At 65.6% G+C, this 16452-nt stretch carries 16 protein-coding genes; 5 read left to right on the top strand and 11 right to left on the bottom strand.

Going from position 1 to position 16452, the window contains the following annotated elements; all coding sequences use genetic code 11:
* The 6 genes from N5C91_RS07950 to prlC all read right to left on the bottom strand — a co-directional run bounded on the left by N5C91_RS07950 (window position 1) and on the right by prlC (window position 6017).
* On the bottom strand, window positions 1-1059 hold the full coding sequence (locus N5C91_RS07950; protein ID WP_279828865.1) for a PA0069 family radical SAM protein: 1059 nt from the start codon (window positions 1057-1059) through the stop codon (window positions 1-3).
* 186 nt (window positions 1060-1245) lie between these two features.
* Window positions 1246-2868: an inorganic phosphate transporter gene (locus N5C91_RS07945; protein WP_279828863.1), complete on the bottom strand. Its 1623-nt coding sequence runs from the start codon at window positions 2866-2868 to the stop codon at window positions 1246-1248.
* Between the two features lie 195 nt (window positions 2869-3063).
* Complete coding sequence (locus N5C91_RS07940) at window positions 3064-3348, bottom strand: type II toxin-antitoxin system RelE/ParE family toxin (protein ID WP_236201660.1); 285 nt, start codon at window positions 3346-3348, stop codon at window positions 3064-3066.
* Entirely contained in the window at window positions 3338-3583 is a 246-nt protein-coding gene (locus N5C91_RS07935; protein ID WP_236172252.1) for a type II toxin-antitoxin system Phd/YefM family antitoxin, read from the bottom strand. The genes N5C91_RS07940 and N5C91_RS07935 overlap by 11 nt, the downstream gene beginning before the upstream one ends.
* Before the next feature lie 119 nt (window positions 3584-3702).
* On the bottom strand, window positions 3703-3972 hold the full coding sequence (locus N5C91_RS07930; RefSeq protein WP_236172251.1) for a YheV family putative zinc ribbon protein: 270 nt from the start codon (window positions 3970-3972) through the stop codon (window positions 3703-3705).
* Window positions 3972-6017, bottom strand: a complete 2046-nt coding sequence (prlC, locus tag N5C91_RS07925; protein WP_279828861.1) for an oligopeptidase A — start codon at window positions 6015-6017, stop codon at window positions 3972-3974. The genes N5C91_RS07930 and prlC overlap by 1 nt, the downstream gene beginning before the upstream one ends.
* A 76-nt stretch (window positions 6018-6093) precedes the next feature.
* On the opposite strand from prlC, the gene N5C91_RS07920 reads away from it, so the two are divergent.
* The 3 genes from N5C91_RS07920 to N5C91_RS07910 all read left to right on the top strand — a co-directional run bounded on the left by N5C91_RS07920 (window position 6094) and on the right by N5C91_RS07910 (window position 8913).
* Window positions 6094-6636: a gamma carbonic anhydrase family protein gene (locus tag N5C91_RS07920; protein ID WP_279828860.1), complete on the top strand. Its 543-nt coding sequence runs from the start codon at window positions 6094-6096 to the stop codon at window positions 6634-6636.
* A gap of 406 nt (window positions 6637-7042) precedes the next feature.
* Entirely contained in the window at window positions 7043-8182 is a 1140-nt protein-coding gene (locus N5C91_RS07915) for a hypothetical protein (protein ID WP_279828859.1), read from the top strand.
* A gap of 86 nt (window positions 8183-8268) precedes the next feature.
* Window positions 8269-8913: an HAD family hydrolase gene (locus N5C91_RS07910; RefSeq protein ID WP_279828858.1), complete on the top strand. Its 645-nt coding sequence runs from the start codon at window positions 8269-8271 to the stop codon at window positions 8911-8913.
* A gap of 393 nt (window positions 8914-9306) precedes the next feature.
* On the opposite strand, the gene argE is transcribed toward N5C91_RS07910, so the two are convergent.
* From argE to N5C91_RS07885, 5 genes are all read right to left on the bottom strand, one after another.
* Entirely contained in the window at window positions 9307-10458 is a 1152-nt protein-coding gene (gene argE / locus N5C91_RS07905; RefSeq protein ID WP_279828855.1) for an acetylornithine deacetylase, read from the bottom strand.
* Between the two features lie 120 nt (window positions 10459-10578).
* Window positions 10579-11253: a DUF1028 domain-containing protein gene (locus N5C91_RS07900; RefSeq protein WP_024763732.1), complete on the bottom strand. Its 675-nt coding sequence runs from the start codon at window positions 11251-11253 to the stop codon at window positions 10579-10581.
* 192 nt (window positions 11254-11445) lie between these two features.
* Window positions 11446-11856 carry a RidA family protein gene (locus N5C91_RS07895; protein ID WP_015474916.1) on the bottom strand — a complete coding sequence of 137 codons (411 nt, stop codon included), beginning with the start codon at window positions 11854-11856 and terminating at the stop codon, window positions 11446-11448.
* Window positions 11857-11859: 3 nt separating this feature from the next.
* Window positions 11860-13188 (bottom strand): NAD(P)/FAD-dependent oxidoreductase, encoded by a 1329-nt coding sequence (locus N5C91_RS07890; protein WP_236201654.1) that lies wholly within the window; start codon window positions 13186-13188, stop codon window positions 11860-11862.
* Window positions 13189-13632: 444 nt separating this feature from the next.
* Window positions 13633-14553 carry a LysR family transcriptional regulator gene (locus tag N5C91_RS07885; protein WP_236172243.1) on the bottom strand — a complete coding sequence of 307 codons (921 nt, stop codon included), beginning with the start codon at window positions 14551-14553 and terminating at the stop codon, window positions 13633-13635.
* Between the two features lie 137 nt (window positions 14554-14690).
* Here N5C91_RS07885 and N5C91_RS07880 point away from each other — a divergent pair, with 137 nt between their 5' ends.
* Together N5C91_RS07880 and N5C91_RS07875 are read left to right on the top strand one after the other, a co-directional pair.
* Window positions 14691-16037, top strand: a complete 1347-nt coding sequence (locus tag N5C91_RS07880) for an aspartate aminotransferase family protein (protein WP_205338434.1) — start codon at window positions 14691-14693, stop codon at window positions 16035-16037.
* Window positions 16038-16349 carry a cupin domain-containing protein gene (locus N5C91_RS07875; RefSeq protein ID WP_054910633.1) on the top strand — a complete coding sequence of 104 codons (312 nt, stop codon included), beginning with the start codon at window positions 16038-16040 and terminating at the stop codon, window positions 16347-16349.
* Window positions 16350-16452: the final 103 nt, after the last annotated feature.

Raw genomic sequence — 16452 nt, 5'->3', positions numbered from 1 at the left:
TCAGAACAGGCTCATCTGGCTGCGCGGCGGGGCGAACGCCGTGCAGTCCAGGCCGAAGCTGCCGCGCCGGCCCAGCCCCAGGCGGCGCATGGCGACCTCGAAGCGCTTGGCCAGCAGATCGGCGAACGGGCCTTCGCCGCGAAAGCGGTGACCGAAGCGGCTGTCGTAGATTTCCCCGCCGCGCAGCTGGCGGATCAGGCTCATCACGTGGTTGGCGCGCTGCGGGTAGTGTGCCGCCAGCCATTCCTCGAACAGCGGGCCAACCTCGCGCGGCAGGCGCAGCATCATGTAGCTGGCGCTCTGGGCGCCGGCGTCATGGGCGGCTTCGAGCAAGGCCTCCAGCTCGCGGTCGTTGATCATCGGGATCATCGGCGAACACAGCACTCCGACCGGAATGCCCTGTTCGCGCATCACCCGGATCGCCCGCAGGCGCGCGGAGGGAGCGGCGGCGCGGGGCTCGAGGATGCGCTTGAGCTCATCGTCCAGCGTGGTCAGGCTGATCATCACGGCGACCAGATTCTGTCTCGCCAGCTCCGCCAGCAGGTCGAGGTCGCGCAGGATCAGCGAGCCCTTGGTGACGATGGTCACCGGATGGCGGTAACGCAGCAGCACCTCGAGGATCTGCCGGGTCAGGCGCTGCTGGCGTTCGATGGGCTGGTAGGGATCGGTGTTGGCGCCCAGGTTGATCGGCGCACAGACGTAGCCCTTGCGGCTCAACTCTTCTTCCAGCACTTCGGCGGCGTTGGTCTTGGCGATCAGCTTCGTCTCGAAATCCAGCCCTGGCGACAGGTCCCAGTACGCATGGCTGGGCCGCGCGTAGCAGTAGATGCAGCCGTGCTCGCAGCCGCGATAGGGATTGATCGAGCGATCGAAGGGCAGGTCCGGCGACTGGTTGCGCGAGATCACCGACTTTGCCCGCTCAGTGCGGATTTCGGTCACCTGGGGCTTGGGCACTTCGTCGTACCAATCGTTATCCACAGGCACCGAGGTGGTCGGCGCGAAGCGGTTGTGCGGATTGCTGGCGGTGCCCCGGCCGCGGGGTGGAAGGGAAGTGGACATAAGGGAAAGCTCTGAAGTAACGCTGTATATAAATACAGTAATCCACGGAGTTTTCCACAGCCAGCAATAACTGCTCGGCGGTCGGACCGAAGCTCTTGCAGGAGCGAGCTTGCTCGCGAACAGAATTTCCCGGCTGCTCGGGAGCCAAGCGGTTCGCGAGCAAAGCTCGCTCCTACGAAAGAGGGCCTACAGCAGCCGGATGAACAGCCAGTACAACCCCGCTGCCAGGCCGATGGCGGCTGGCAGCGTCAGCACCCAGGCCAGCAGCATGTTGCGGATGGTCGGCCACTGCAGGCCGCTGCCGTTGGCGGCCATGGTGCCGGCCACGCCGGAGGAGAGCACCTGGGTCGTCGACACCGGCAGGCCGAAGCCATCCGCCGCGCCGATGGTGAGCATGGCGACCAGTTGCGCCGAAGCGCCCTGTGCATAAGTCAGTGGCGTCTTGCCGATGCCTTCGCCGACCGTGGTGACGATGCGCCGCCAACCCACCAGCGTACCCAGGCCCAAGGCGAGGGCCACGGCGACCTTGACCCACACCGGGATGAAGCGAATCGCCCGGTCACCTTCATGACGCAGCGCCTGCAGGCTGCTCCAGGTTTCCAGCTCGAACTGCTGGTCGCTGCGGTCCAGCAGGCGGATGGTTTCCAGGGTCAGGTAAAGGTCATTGCGCAGATCCTGCACTTCCTCGGCGGGCACCTTGGCCATCTGCCCATGGCGTTGCAGGCGTGCGCCGATGTCGCCGATCACGCTGGCCAGCGAGGGCAGCAGTTCCGGTCGGACTTTTTCGTCCTCCTGATAGCCCAGCAGTGTCCGGCGCGGGTCCGCCGCCGGGCTGCCGCCGAAGCGATGCAACTGTTCCTGGCTCGCCTGGGTCAGCGCCAGCAGTCGCTGCGCCTGCTCCGGGGAGTGCCCGCGGTCGACCGCGAAGGCCAGCGGAACGGTGGCGATGAGGATCAGCATGATCAGGCCGATGCCTTTCTGCCCGTCGTTGGAACCGTGGGCGAAGGAGACGCCGGTGCAGGTGAGGATCAGGATGGCGCGAATCCACCGCGGCGGCGGTGTGCGGCCCTCTGGCGCATGGAACAGCGCGCGGTTGCGGATCGTCGAGCTCATCACCCGCAGCAACACGAAGGCCGCGAAGAAGCCCACCAGCGGCGAGAGGAACAGTGCATAGCCCACGGTGGTCAGTTGCGACCAGGCATTGCCCGACAACCCGATGTGCCCGGCCATGGCGCCGTGGGCCAGGCCGATGCCGACGATGGAGCCGATCAGCGTGTGCGAGGACGACACCGGCAGCCCCAGCCACCAGGTGCCGAGGTTCCACAGGATCGAGGCGATCAGCAGGGCGAAGATCATCGCCAGGCCGGCGCTGCTATCGACCTTCAGCAGCAGGTCTAGCGGCAGCAGCGAAACGATGGCAAAGGCCACCGCACCGCTGGAAAAGAGCACCCCGAGAAAATTCCACAATCCCGACCAGGCCACCGCGAATCGGGGTGGCAGTGCATTGGTATAGATGACCGTGGCCACCGCGTTGGCCGTGTCATGGAAGCCGTTGATGAATTCGAAGCCCAGGGCGATCAGCAGGGCCACCACCAGCACCACCACCGACCAGCCCGGCTCCAGGTGCGTGCCGCTGGCGCGGATGTCGTGGCCGAGCGCGGCGAAGGTGAAGACCAGCGCTGCCGCCAGCAGCAGGAAGAACGTCAGCCGTCCCTTGAAACCGTGGGTTTCGCGCAGCACAGGGCTGATCGGGAACTGGGTCAGCCGCGAGGCGCGCATCACCTCCAGCATGCCAAAGCGGTCAAGCACGTGAGGGCTTCCTTCGGGTTGGTGGGAACGTCTGGGCCACGGCGGACTCCTTGAGGTGATGCTCTGAAGACTAGCCGGCCATGGCGATCATGGGCTGGCCGGACGAGCGGGAGTCCATGCTATGACGGCTCTGATGAGTGGTTCCTTGATACCAATGCTGACGTCGGAAGTTTTGGCGGTCTGACTATCGCAACTTCAGCGCCGCTGCGCGGCTGTGCTGTAGACCTCACCGCGCTCTCGTCTGCCGATGGCGACAACCGTGACGACGACGCGGTACTCCTCGATGCGGTAGACCAAGCGGTAACCCGCCGAGCGCAGCTTGATCTTGTAGTGGTTCGGCAGCCCGTGGAGGGTGTCGGCCTGGACGCGAGGATTGCTCAGGCGCTCGTCAAGCTTTCGTTTGAACTGCTCGCGCACCGTATGGCCCAGTGTGCGCCACTCCTTCAGCGCGGCTGGCAGAAACTCCAGCTCATAGGTCATCGAGTGATACCGGAATGCCTTTGTCGCCTAGCCGCGCGCGAGCAATTTCCGCCAGCTCCAGATCTTCCAGGCGATCAAGGATCGACTCGAATAGCTCCGCCGGCACCATGTAACCCATCACCTTGTTGTGATTGAGCACTGCGACCGGCTCGCCGCCGGATTCTGCCAGCACGGCGGAAGGGTTTTTCTTCAGTTCAGAAACGCTGACAGCGGTATTGGCAAGCAAGGTCTGCATAGAAATAGCTCCAAATAATGGATCAAATTTTGGTCACTATAAGGCGTACTGACAAGCTTGAACCGATGAAATAGAAATGCCCCGGCGAGCCGGGGCATTTTCTTCGCAGCAACTGGGCGCTATTCCGCAGGCTTTTTCAGCTTCGGATTAGGGAAGAACTGCACGCCCTGCACCTTCGGGTCCTTGGGCTTTTCCAGCGCGCTGGTGTTGACGCGGGTGGACAGCTCTTTCGGCACCGACTGGCCCTGGGCATTGAGGGTGTCGGCGTAGCCGCAGGCCACGCACTCACGGTGCGGAACCCCGTCGACGTCCCACATGACGATCTTGTCCTGCTCGCTGCAGGCCGGGCAGACGGCCCCGGCGATGAAGCGTTTCTTCACTTCGCTCATCAGGCTGCCTCCTCGGACAGGCCGGAGTGGCGCAGCAGGGCGTCGATGGACGGCTCGCGGCCACGGAAGGCGACGAACAGCGCCATCGGCTCCTGGGAGCCGCCCTTGGCCAGGATCGCGTCGCGGAAGGCCGCGCCAGTCGCCGGGTTGAGCACGCCTTCTTCCTCGAAGCGCGAGAAGGCGTCGGCGGACAGCACCTCGGCCCACTTGTAGCTGTAGTAACCGGCCGCGTAACCGCCGGCGAAGATGTGCGCGAAGCTGTTGGCGAAACGGTTGTACGCCGGCGGGCACATCACCGCGACTTCAGCGCGGATCGCCTCGATCACCTCGAGCACGCTGCGGCCGTCGCCATGGGTGGCGTGCAGCTCGAAGTCGAACAGCGAGAACTCCAGCTGGCGGACCATCATCAGGCCGGACTGGAAGTTCTTCGCGGCGAGCATCTTCTCCAGCAGGTCCTGCGGCAGCGGCGCGTCGGTTTCGTAGTGGCCGGAGATCAGTGCCAGGCCTTCCGGCTCCCAGCACCAGTTCTCCATGAACTGGCTGGGCAGCTCCACCGCGTCCCAGGCCACACCGTTGATGCCCGAGGCGCCGGCGTGCTCGACGCGGGTCAGCAGGTGGTGCAGGCCGTGGCCGAATTCGTGGAACAGGGTGGTGACTTCATCGTGGGTCAGCAGCGCCGGCTTGCCGCCGACGGCTGGAGTGAAGTTGCATACCAGGTAGGCCACCGGCGCCTGCAGGTCGCCGCCGGCGGTGCGGCGACGGTCGCGGGCGCCGTCCATCCAGGCGCCGCCGCGTTTGTTGGCGCGGGCGTAGAGGTCGAAGTAGAAGCGGCCGACGTGCTGGCCGTTTTCCTCGATCTCGAACAGGCGCACGTCCGGGTGCCAGCGCTCGAAGTCGTTCAGTTCGCGAATCTGGATGCCGTAGAGCTTCTGCACGATGGCGAACAGGCCGGAGAGCACCTTGTCGATCGGGAAGTACTCGCGCAGGGCTTCCTGGGACACGCTGTAGCGCGCCTCGCGCAGCTTCTCGCCGAAGTAGCTGGCGTCCCAGCTCGACAGGTTCGGGCAGCCCTGCTCGGCGGCGTAGGCCTTGAGCTGCTCCAGGTCCTGGGCGGCGAAGGGCTTGCTGCGCACGGCCAGGTCGCGGAGGAAGTTCAGCACCTGCTCCGGCGTCTCGGCCATCTTGGTGGCCAGCGACAGCTCGGCGAAGTTCTTGAAGCCCAGCAGGTGCGACAGTTCCTGGCGCAGGTCGAGGATTTCCTGCATTACCGGGCCGTTGTCGTTCTGCCCGGCATTCGGGCCCTGGTCGGAGGCGCGGGTGCAGTACGCGGCGTAGACCTCTTCGCGCAGGGCGCGGTCCTCGGCGTAGGTCATCACCGCGTAGTAGCTGGGGAACTCCAGGCTGATCAGCCAACCGTCGAGTTCCTTGGCCTGCGCGGCAGCCTGCATCTGCGCCTTGGCCGAGTCGGTCAGGCCGGCGAGGGCGGCTTCATCGGTAACGTGCTTGGTCCAGGCCTGTGTGGCGTCCAGCAACTGGTTGGAGAAGCGGCTGCCCAGCTCGGACAGGCGCGTCTGGATTTCCGCGTAGCGCTGCTGCTGGTCCGCCGGCAGGTCGATACCCGACAGACGGAAGTCACGCAGGGCGTGTTCGAGGATGGTCTTCTGGGCGACGTCGTAGCCTTTCGACTCGGGGCTGCTGGCGAGCGCCTCGTAGGCCTTGAACAGCTCGGGGTTCTGCCCCAGTTCGGTCCAGTAGGCGGACAGCAGCGGCAGGCAGCCTTCATAGGCGTCGCGCAGTTCGGCGCTGTTGCACACCGCGTTGAGGTGGCTGACCGGGCTCCAGGCCTTGCCCAGGCGGTCATGCAGTTCGTCCATGGCCAGCACCAGGCCGGCCCAGGTCGGGGTGCCGTTCTGCTGGGCGAGGATGCGCGCGATGGCTGCGCGGTTGTCGGCGAGGATCTGCTCGATGGCCGGCTTCACGTGCTCGGGGCGAATGGACGAGAAGGGCGGCAGGTCGTAGCTCTGCAGAAGAGGATTCGCGCTCACGGTGGCACCTTGGCTGAAGAAACACCTGGCCATCTTAAATACAATCGGACCTATCCGCAGCCACAGGAAAGCTATCGTGACGATTCGAACCTATCAGGGCAAAACGCCATCTTTCGGCGAGAGCGTCTTCGTCGACACCAGCGCCGTGGTCATTGGTGACGTCGAGATCGGCGCCGACAGCTCGGTCTGGCCGCTGGTGGTGATCCGCGGCGACATGCACCGTATCCGCATCGGCGCGCGCACCAGCGTGCAGGATGGCAGCGTGCTGCACATCACCCACGCCGGCCCGTTCAACCCGGACGGCTTCCCGTTGACCATCGGCGACGAGGTGACCATCGGTCACAAGGTGCTGCTGCATGGCTGCAGCATCGGCAGCCGCATCCTGGTGGGCATGGGTTCGATCGTGATGGACGGTGCGGTGATCGAGGACGAGGTAATCCTCGGCGCCGGCAGCCTGGTGCCGCCGGGCAAGGTGCTGGAGAGCGGCTTCCTCTATGTCGGCAGCCCGGTGAAGAAGGCCCGTCCGCTGACCGACAAGGAGCGGGCGTTCTTCAGCTATACCGCCGGCAACTACGTGAAGCTGAAGGATCAGCATATTGCCGAGGGGTTTGCGGGCTGATCACACCTGCGTCCTACGTTCTGATCGTGCTTATTGGGGTGGGCGGTTCGCGAGCAAGCTCGCTCCTACAAAGAGCGCGTGGCTTCCTGTAGGAGCGAGCTTGCTCGCGAACCCCGGCCGAAAAGTGTCGGTGCTTCCCCCTTACCCCAGCCCTGGCTGCGCGCCCCGCTCCTCAGGGAGAGGGGGCAGACCGTGCCGGCTGACGCCACCGTTTCACCCTGCGCCGAACCGTCTCCTCTCCCGCTCGCGGGAGAGGGTTAGGGTGAGGGGCTCGACATACCGCCAGACGGCCCGCCACCCCAAGCCTCGCGCCCTATACTGAGCCAAGGTGACCGGACGCCAGGGCGTGCCCGGCCGAAGTCAGTAGCGGGCGGCGCCGGGGATGCCGCCGAGCCGGCGGGCGGCGATGAACAGTCTGTGCTCTTTCTGCTCCACCGTTGCGCCCTGGCGGCGTGGCGGCGTCGTTGCGCTGCTTCTGCTGGCGCTGGGCGGTTGTGCCCATCACCCCGCCGCACCCACTGCTCCGCTCACCGAGGCCACCTGGCGCCAGGTCGATGCCGACATCGGCGCCGCCTCCCTGGCCGCCACTTCCCAGGCCCGCGCCTACGCCGAAGAAGCCATGCAGCAGTGGATGGACCTGGTCTACCAGCGCACCGACGAAAAATTCATTCCCTGGTTCTCCAGCTACTGGACCCAGCAATGGCTTGGCATGAAGGTCGCCTGGTACAAGATGGGCTCCCATGGTGACCTCGACCCCACCGTCGACAAGCTGGCTGTCTACCTGCAGGAGCAGTACCGCAAGCAGGTACTCGTCCCGGTCGCCAGGCAGGTCGACCCCGACGCGGTGATGGAGAAGGCGACCCGGCACTACGTTGAGCTGCTGACCGTCGCGCTGAAGGAAATTCCCCAGCGCCGCGGCATCCCGCAGAAGGCTTTCGATGAACACCTGATGGGGATTCCGGCGATCAGCCTGGGGCCGCCGTCCAGTCGCGATGCCTCGCTCTACGACGTGGTGCACGCCAAGGACATCGGCAAGCTCCCGGCCTTCGCCGCGTTGATGCAGGAGATCCGCACGGCGTCGGGCAAGGCTGGCGCCGGCACCAGAGTCAGCGGCGTGTCGCCAGTCGCCCAGCGCACCAGCGCCAAGCTGGTCAACGAACTGAAGAACCGCAGCATCGTCGGCGTGGTGGCCGGCGCGGCTGGCAAGGTCGCCGGTTCGGTAATCTCCGTGGCCTTCACGCTGTTCAGCATGGCCGGCAACGACCACGCGCGGCCCGAGGTGGAAACCCAGTTGCGCAAGGAGATCAACGCCGCGTTCGACGAGCAGTGGCTGGCGCTGATGCGCGACCCCGACGGCGGCGTGATGGCCGGCGTCGATCACCTCGGCGGCCGCGTGCAGGAAAAGCTCGCCGGCCAGCTGGCGCAGCCGGAGGATGAGCCCGAGTCGGATGCCACAGTGCAGACCTACGGCGTCGGCGGTGACCCGCCGGTGAACGTCAGCGGCAGCTTCCGCATACTGCGTCAGGGGCAGGGCGCCGCTCCCTGAGGGTGTCGTTCGGCGATTCGTGCTTCGCCCGGGCGGTCATGCGCAGTATCCTTCCCGCCCGACTTTCGCGGCCGGACGCTGATCCCATGCATTACCAGAACATCCTCTTCGACCTCGACGGCACCCTCACCGATCCGCGCGAGGGCATTACCCGTTCGATCCAGTACGCCCTCGCCCAACTGGGCATCGACGAGCCCGACCTGCGCCAGCTCGAACACTTCATCGGCCCGCCGCTGCTGCAGTGCTTCATGAGCAGCTACGACTTCGACGAGGCGCGCGCCTGGGAGGCGGTGAACCACTACCGCGTGCGCTTCAAGGACACCGGGCTTTACGAGAACAAGGTATTCGACGGCGTTGGCGAACTGCTGCAACTGCTCGGCGGCCAGGGCCGCACGCTGTACATCTGCACCAGCAAGCCGACCGTGTTCGCCGCGGAAATCGCCCGCCACTTCGATTTCGCCAAGCACTTCAAGGTGATCTACGGCAGCGAACTGGACGGCACGCGCACCAACAAGGTGGAGCTGATCGAGCACCTGCTGGGGATCGAGAAGCTGGACCTGGCGCAGACGCTGATGATCGGCGACCGCAAGCACGACCTGATCGGCGCGCACCGCAATGGCCTGTCCGCTGCCGGTGTCGGCTACGGCTTCGGCAGCCGTGAAGAGCTGATGGCGGAAAGCCCGGCGCACTACTTCGCAAGCATGGATGAGCTGCGCGCGGCATTTGCCTGAGGCTTTTCGACCGGGGTTGGTTCGCGAGCAAGCTCGCTCCTACGAAGAGCAATCGCTCCCTGTAGGAGCGAGCTTGCTCGCGAACCGACGTGACAGCCCGTACCCTGGTATGCCCCCGTGCGTTCCGATCCAGATGTGCAGCCGGCTCGGCGTGAGAGGTTTGGCTGTTGTAGGGGCAACTGTCTTCGCTGGATCGTCCGTCGCTGCGTCTTCCCCCTCACCCCAACCCTGGCTGCGCGCCCCGCTCCTCAGGGAGAGGGGGCAGTCGGAGCCGACTGACGTGAAGGTTTCATCCTGCACCGAACGGTCCCCTCTCCGCTTGGGAGAGGGCCAGGGTGAGGGATGGCCCAAGTGCGGAGGTATCTCGTAGGAGCGGGTACACCGTTTGGTGCTTCAGGCGCGCAGCCACTCTGCTAGCCGCGACATCATTTCGTCGCATTTGGCCAACTGCTCCAGGCTGACGAATTCGTCCGGCTTGTGGCCCTGGTCCATGCTGCCCGGGCCGCAGACCACGGTGGGGATGCCGGCCTGGTGGAACAGCCCGCCCTCGGTGCCGTAGGCGACGGTGGTGAAGTCGTGCGAGCCGCTGAGCAGTGCAATCAACTCGGCGGCCTGGGCCTGCTGGTCGGTGACGAGGGCGGGATAGGCCGACAGCTCGCTGAAACGGATATCCGTCTCTGCTTTCACTGCGCGCATCTTCGGCAGCAGCTCGGTTTCGGCGAAGGCGCGCAGGTCATCGGCGACCTGTTGCGGATCGTCGCTGGGCAACGCGCGCACTTCGAAATCGAACTGGCATTCAGCGGGCACGATGTTCAGCGCGCGGCCGCCGCTGATCACGCCGGTCTGCACGGTGGAATAGGGCGGATCGAAGCGCGGATCGTGGCGCTCCGATGCGGCCAGGCGGGTGCCGATCTCGCCGAGGCGGCCGATCAGTTTCGCTGCGTATTCGATGGCGTTCACGCCCTGCGGCGCATAGGCCGAGTGGCACGGCGCGCCGTGTACCTGGCAGCGCATGGCGAGCTTGCCCTTGTGGCCGAGCACCGGCTTGAGTTCGGTGGGTTCGCCGATGATGCAGAGCGTCGGCTTGTGCTCGCGGTGTTCCAGCGCGGCAAGCAGCGAGCGTACGCCGAGGCAGCCGACTTCCTCGTCATAGGAGAAGGCCAGGTGCACCGGCAGGCGCAGCGGCTGGGCGAGAAACGCCGGTACTGCTGCCAGTACGCAGGCGATGTAGCCCTTCATGTCCGCGGTACCGCGCCCGTAAAGGCGACCATCGCGCTCGGTCAGCTCGAACGGCGGGACCGTCCATGGCTGGCCGTCGGTCGGCACCACGTCGGTGTGGCCGGACAGGCACACGCCGCCGCGGTCCTGTGGGCCGAGGGTGGCGTAAAGGTTGGCCTTGCCGCCTTCGGCATCGTGGAACAGCTCGCAGGCGATGCCGAAGCCGGCGAGGTAGTCGCGGATGTAGTGGATCAGCGCCAGGTTGGAGTTGCGGCTGACGGTGTCGAAGGCGATCAGGTCGGCGAGGATTTCACGGCTGGAAGGCATGGTCGGGTCCTGCTGTTGGCTCTTCGTAGGAGCGAGCTTGCTCGCGAACCCGTGCCCCGCAGCGGAGGCGGTTCGCGAGCAAGGGGCTAGGCGTCCCCTCGCTCCTACAGGTTCACGGCGTTACTCGTCGCCCGGCACACCGTAGCTCGGTGCCTTGGTCGGGTCGAGGGCGCGCACGAGGTAATCCTCCAGTTGCGGCTTGTAGGCCACCCAGAGTTTCTCCAGCTCATCGATAGGCGCTTCGTCCGCCCAGTCCACGCGCAGGTCGACGATCGGCCAGACCAGATCGCCGACGACCTTCAGCGCCGCCGAGTGCACCGGGCCGGCTTCGCCACCGGCGGCCATCGCCGCCTGCATCGCGGCCAGCAGGCGCTCGGCCAGGCAGCCGTTGGCGCCTTCGAAGGCCTGGGTCATGGCTTCGATTACCGCGGGGGAGGACAGCAGGTTGCCGGCCGCCACGCAGTTCTCGCCCGCCACGGCGTTGTACACGCCCAGCGCTTCGCTGCCGGTGAACAGCGCGACCTTGCCGTGCTGGTCGATCACCGTCACCTGGCGGTACTGGCTGTAGCCGTTGCTGGAGAGCGCCTTGTCCAGCGCCGCGCCTGGTTCGAGGCCGGCTTCAAGCTGGTCGAGGATCTGCGGGCCGAGGGCCGGCAGGGTGATGTTCTGCGTGGCCACCGCGCCGACGCCGGCGCGTACCCAGGGGCAGCGGGCGCCCACGGCGATGCTCGAGGAGCTGATGGCGATACCCAGTTGTCCGGTTTCGGCGCAGCGGCCGACGATGGAGAAGGTCATGGTGGCTCCTTGCTTGTTCTAATAGCTAAAACGACAAAGGGCGATGCGGAAAATCCGCATCGCCTGCACGCTTGAAAGCGTCACGAGCGACGGCCAGGCAAGGCGGGGTTGGGCGAGAAAAGCGGAGTTTGCCGTAGCAAATGAGCATTTTCTCGACCGGCCCCAACGCAGCATGGCCTAGCGCAGTAGCTTTCAGTCCGGGATCACCGCGATCACATCGATCTCCATCAACCACTGCGGCTGACCGAGGGCCGACACCACCAGGCCGGTGGAGATCGGGAACACGCCCTTCAGCCACTTGCCGACTTCCTGGTACACCGGCTCGCGGTAGCGCGGGTCGATCAGGTAGGTGGTGGTCTTGACGATGTGCGACAGGTCGCTGCCGGCTTCTTCCAGCAGTTGCTTGACGTTCTTCATTGCCTGTTCGGCCTGGGCACGCGGGTCGCCCAGCCCTACCAGGTTGCCCTCGAAGTCGGTACCGACCTGGCCGCGCACGTACACGGTGTTGCCGGCGCGCACGGCCTGGCAGAGGTCGTTGTCCAGGGTCTGGTTCGGGTAGGTGTCCTTGGTGTTGAACATGCGAATGCGAGTATGGGTAGGCATCTCTTACTCCCAGGATGCGGCTTTGGGTACGGAGCCTTCGCGCTGCGAGGCATCCTGATATTCGACATAACGGCGCTGGGTGGCGATGTGGCCAGCCACGTGCTTGGCGTCGTGCCACACGCCCCAGATGAAGGTGGAGCCGCGACGGGACAGCCACGGCAGGCCGACGAAGTACACGCCCGGCTCGCGGGACACGCCGCGCTGGTGCTTGGGCTTGCCCTTGTCGTCGAAGGCGTCCACCTGCAGCCAGTTGAAGTCCACGGCGTAGCCGGTGGCCCAGATGATGGCGGTGATGCCGGCGTCGGCGAGGTTCAGCTGCTGGATCGGATTGCGGATGCACTCGGCATCGGCGAAGACCTTGCGGGCCTCCGGTTCCAGCGGCAAGTCGAGGCCGTTGCGCTCGATATAGGCGTCGGCGGCGTCGAGCAGGCCGAGGTAGTTGTCATCGCCGGCCTTCAGGTTGGCCACCAGGTCGTCCTGGAAGCTCACCTTGCCGCCTTCGAAGGACTTGGTCAGGCCGGTCAGGGTGATGCCCTCGTTGGCCAGGCGACGGAAGTCGATGGTCTCGCCGCCACGGGCACCGCTCACGGCGATGGTCACGTGCTCGCGGCCCGGCTGTACTTCCTCGGCGTCCCACAGGCCGAGCACGCCCAGCCACCAGACGAAGTCGCGGTTGCGGTAGGAGCGCGGCGGGCGGTCATGGGCGCCCACGGACAGGTAGGTCTTCTTGCCGGCGCGGTTAAGTTCGTCGGCGATCTGCACGCCGGAGGAGCCGGCACCGATCACCAGCACGGCGCCTTCGGGCAACTGCTGCGGGTTGTAGTACTTGGCCGAGTGGATCTGGTAGAGGCCTTCGTCCTTCGGTGCGATGGCCGGGATCACCGGGCGCTGGAACGGGCCAGTGGCGGAAACGATACGCAGGGCCTGAAGGGTGCCTTCGGAGGTCTCCACGGTGAAGCCGGGGCGGCCTTCGTTACGGGTGACCTTCTTCACTTCCACGCCGGTGCGGATCGGCGCGTTGAACTGCTTGGCGTAGGCGACGAAGTAGTCGGCTACCTGCTCCTTGTGCGGGAAATCGTCCGGGCCGACCGGGAATTCCATGTTCGGGAAGCGGTCATGCCAGGCCGGGCCGTTGGCGACCAGCGAGTCCCAGCGACCGGTGCGCCAGGCTTCGGCGATGCGGCTCTTTTCCAGCACGATGTGCGGCACGCCCTGTTGGGTCAGGTGCTCGCTCATGGCGACGCCGGCTTGTCCGGCGCCAACGACCAGCGTGTCGATTTCCAGGTTATCAAGCGACTTCTTGCCGAAGGCGCCTGGATTCAGGTCGGTCATGGCTTGCTTCCTCAGACTCTGATCACGTTTGTTCTTGTTGCGGCTAGGGAGGAGGTGTTGGCCGCATTCTGTTCAGAGGCTGTGAATAGCGAAATTATGTTTTTTGTAGTCGCAGGCTAGGGAAAAGCTGCACCCACGCAAACCCCGCGGCCCGCGGGCTACAGGGGAGGGGGTATAGGATTTTTGGTGGCTGGGGCGACAAATTGGATAGGCAGAATGTGCCTTGTGCTTTTGTGTAGGAGCGAGGGGGACGCCCAGTCATTGCCCGCGAACCAGCCCCGCAGCGGAGCCTGTTCGCGAGCACGCTCGCTCCTACAAGGGCATCGACTCAGCTCTTGTAGGATGGGTGGAGCGCAGCGATACCCATGCTGGCGGTGCACCGGATTGATGGGTATCGCTGCGCTCCACGCCATCCTACGAAGGCAGGCGGCAGAGTCGTTATCGTCAGCGGCTCTGCGCCACCGCCTCGAGGAACCGCTCCAGCACCAGGTTCGGCCGGCGGCCCTTGCGGGTCACCACGGTGAGCGGGATGTCGTAGTGGAAGCGCTCCGGCCGCAGCGCGCGCAGGCGGCCCTGGGCTACCCAGTCGGCGGCGTAGTGGTCGGGCAGGTAGCCGATGTAGCTGCCGGTGAGGATCAGGAAGGCCATGCCCTCGCGGTCCGAGGCGGTGGCGCTGCCGGAGAGTTCCTGGTGGCGCTCCTGCGCCTCCGCCGGGATGCGGTAACTCGGCGCCACCGCGTCGCAGGCGTGGATTTCCTGCACGGTGATGCCGGCATCGTCGCGCGCGAACAGCGGGTGCTCCTGGCTGCAGAACAGCAGCGAGCGCTCCTCGTATAAAGACGAATACTCCAGCCCCGACAGCGGACTGATGAGCGGCACCACGCCGACATGCAACCGTCCGTCGAGAACTCCCAGCTCGATCTCGTTGGGCGTGGTCATGCCGATATTGATTCGCACCCCCGGCCCGCTGGCCTTCAGCGCGCGCAGGGCGTGGGTGATGCGCATCTGCGGAAGGGTCACCAGGTTGTTGATGATGCCGATGTTCAGCTCGCCGCGCAGGTGCTGGTGCAGCTCGTTGACCTCGGCGCGGAAGCCCTCCAGCGCCGCCAGCAGCGATTGCGTGGCGCGGTAGACCTCGCGGCCCTCGTCGGTCAGCGCAAAGCCCGCCCGGCCGCGCTGGCACAGGCGCATGCCCAGGCGCTTTTCCAGGTCGCCCATGTGCAGGCTGATCGCCGAGCGGCTGATGCCCAGCGTGCTCTCGGCGGCCGAGAAGCTGCCGCACTCGACTATGGTTTTGAAGATGCGCAGCAGGCGGATCTCGAAGTCGCTGACCTGGCCCAGGGAAGGCGCTCGTTGTTTCGCCATTTTAGTTTTACCAATCCGAAACTGAACGTAAGAAGAATAAGCTTTAACTCACGTTAAGTCAGGCCCAATCTAGTCCCATCGCACCAGGCCCGCCGCGGCCTGCGCGCCCAACAAGACTGTCTTCGAGGACAAGCTGCATGAACCAGCAAGTGAACGTCACCCCGTCGGTGGCCAGCGAACTGAACCTGAAGGCTCACTGGATGCCCTTCAGCGCCAACCGCAACTTCCATAAAGACCCGCGCATCATCGTCGCCGCCGAAGGCAGCTGGCTGGTGGACGACAAGGGCCGCAAGATCTACGACAGCCTGTCGGGCCTGTGGACCTGCGGCGCCGGTCACTCGCGCAAGGAAATCGCCGACGCGGTGGCCAAGCAGCTGACCACCCTCGACTACTCCCCGGCGTTCCAGTACGGCCACCCGCTGTCCTTCAAGCTGGCCGAGAAGATCACCCAGCTGACCCCGGCCGGCCTCGACCATGTGTTCTTCACCGGCTCGGGCTCCGAGTGCGCCGATACCTCGATCAAGATGGCCCGCGCCTACTGGCGCCTGAAAGGCCAGGCGCAGAAGACCAAGCTGATCGGCCGCGCCCGTGGCTACCACGGCGTGAACGTCGCCGGCACCGCCCTGGGCGGCATCGGTGGCAACCGCAAGATGTTCGGCCAACTGATGGACGTCGACCACCTGCCGCACACCCTGCAGCCGGGCATGGCCTTCACCAAGGGCATGGCCGAGACTGGCGGCGTCGAGCTGGCCAACGAACTGCTGAAGCTGATCGAACTGCATGACGCCTCCAACATCGCCGCCGTGATCGTCGAGCCGATGTCCGGCTCTGCCGGTGTGCTGGTACCGCCGAAGGGCTACCTGCAGCGCCTGCGCGAAATCTGCGACCAGCACAACATCCTGCTGATCTTCGACGAAGTGATCACCGCCTTCGGCCGCATGGGCAAGGCCACCGGCGCCGAGTTCTTCGGCGTGAAGCCGGACATCATGAACGTCGCCAAGCAGGTCACCAACGGCGCCATCCCCATGGGCGCGGTGATCGCCAGCAGCGAAATCTACGACACCTTCATGGGCCAGAACCTGCCGGAATACGCCGTCGAGTTCGGCCATGGCTACACCTACTCCGCACACCCGGTCGCCTGCGCCGCCGGCCTCGCCGCGCTGGACCTGCTGGAAAAAGAGAACCTGATCCAGCAGTCGCTGGAACTGGCTCCGCACTTCGAGAAGGCCCTGCACGGCCTGAAAGGCGCGAAGAACGTCGTCGACATCCGCAACTGCGGCCTGGCCGGCGCCATCCAGATCGGTGCCCGTGACGGCGATGCCATCGTGCGCCCGTTCGAAGCCAGCATGAAGCTGTGGAAAGAAGGCTTCTACGTGCGCTTCGGCGGCGACACCCTGCAGTTCGGCCCGACCTTCAACGCCAAGCCCGAAGACCTGGACCGCCTGTTCAGCGCCGTCGGCGACGCCCTCAACGGGGTGGCGTAAGTGAGCGAACGTCCGAAGGCCGTCCCGACGGTACAGATCGACAACGACAAGGTCCTGGTCACCGAGTGGCGCTTCGCCCCCGGTGCCGAGACCGGCTGGCACCGCCACGGCATGGAATACGTCGTGGTCCCGGTGACCAACGGCGAGCTGCTGCTCGAAACCCCCGAGGGCGAGCGCCGTGCGCCGCTGGTCCTGGGGGCGAGCTACACCCGCCAGATCGGTACCGAGCACAACGTGATCAACCCGTGCGATCACGAAGTGGCGTTCATCGAGATCGAGCTCAAGAGCGACGACCACCCGCACAGCCACTGAGCGCGCGGGCACGCGAGAAGGCATGCCGCGACGAGTCACCTTAGAGTGACTGCCGGCGTGCCTTGCAGCCCACGCTTCATACCGAACAATCCCCTCTCCCTTC

This window comes from Pseudomonas sp. GD03903, assembly GCF_029840045.1.
Taxonomy (GTDB): Bacteria; Pseudomonadota; Gammaproteobacteria; order Pseudomonadales; family Pseudomonadaceae; genus Pseudomonas; species Pseudomonas pseudonitroreducens.
This window is presented reverse-complemented; position numbering and strand designations above follow the sequence as displayed.

Excerpts from the sequence above, each read along its gene's own strand:
- N5C91_RS07950 (WP_279828865.1), bottom strand. The coding sequence starts at position 1,059 with ATGTCCACTTCCCTTCCACCCCGCGGCCGGGGCACCGCCAGCAATCCG.
- N5C91_RS07940 (WP_236201660.1), bottom strand. The coding sequence starts at position 3,348 with ATGACCTATGAGCTGGAGTTTCTGCCAGCCGCGCTGAAGGAGTGGCGC.
- N5C91_RS07935 (WP_236172252.1), bottom strand. The coding sequence starts at position 3,583 with ATGCAGACCTTGCTTGCCAATACCGCTGTCAGCGTTTCTGAACTGAAG.
- N5C91_RS07930 (WP_236172251.1), bottom strand. The coding sequence starts at position 3,972 with ATGAGCGAAGTGAAGAAACGCTTCATCGCCGGGGCCGTCTGCCCGGCC.
- N5C91_RS07915 (WP_279828859.1), top strand. The coding sequence starts at position 7,043 with ATGAACAGTCTGTGCTCTTTCTGCTCCACCGTTGCGCCCTGGCGGCGT.
- N5C91_RS07910 (WP_279828858.1), top strand. The coding sequence starts at position 8,269 with ATGCATTACCAGAACATCCTCTTCGACCTCGACGGCACCCTCACCGAT.
- argE (WP_279828855.1), bottom strand. The coding sequence starts at position 10,458 with ATGCCTTCCAGCCGTGAAATCCTCGCCGACCTGATCGCCTTCGACACC.
- N5C91_RS07900 (WP_024763732.1), bottom strand. The coding sequence starts at position 11,253 with ATGACCTTCTCCATCGTCGGCCGCTGCGCCGAAACCGGACAACTGGGT.
- N5C91_RS07895 (WP_015474916.1), bottom strand. The coding sequence starts at position 11,856 with ATGCCTACCCATACTCGCATTCGCATGTTCAACACCAAGGACACCTAC.
- N5C91_RS07890 (WP_236201654.1), bottom strand. The coding sequence starts at position 13,188 with ATGACCGACCTGAATCCAGGCGCCTTCGGCAAGAAGTCGCTTGATAAC.
- N5C91_RS07885 (WP_236172243.1), bottom strand. The coding sequence starts at position 14,553 with ATGGCGAAACAACGAGCGCCTTCCCTGGGCCAGGTCAGCGACTTCGAG.
- N5C91_RS07880 (WP_205338434.1), top strand. The coding sequence starts at position 14,691 with ATGAACCAGCAAGTGAACGTCACCCCGTCGGTGGCCAGCGAACTGAAC.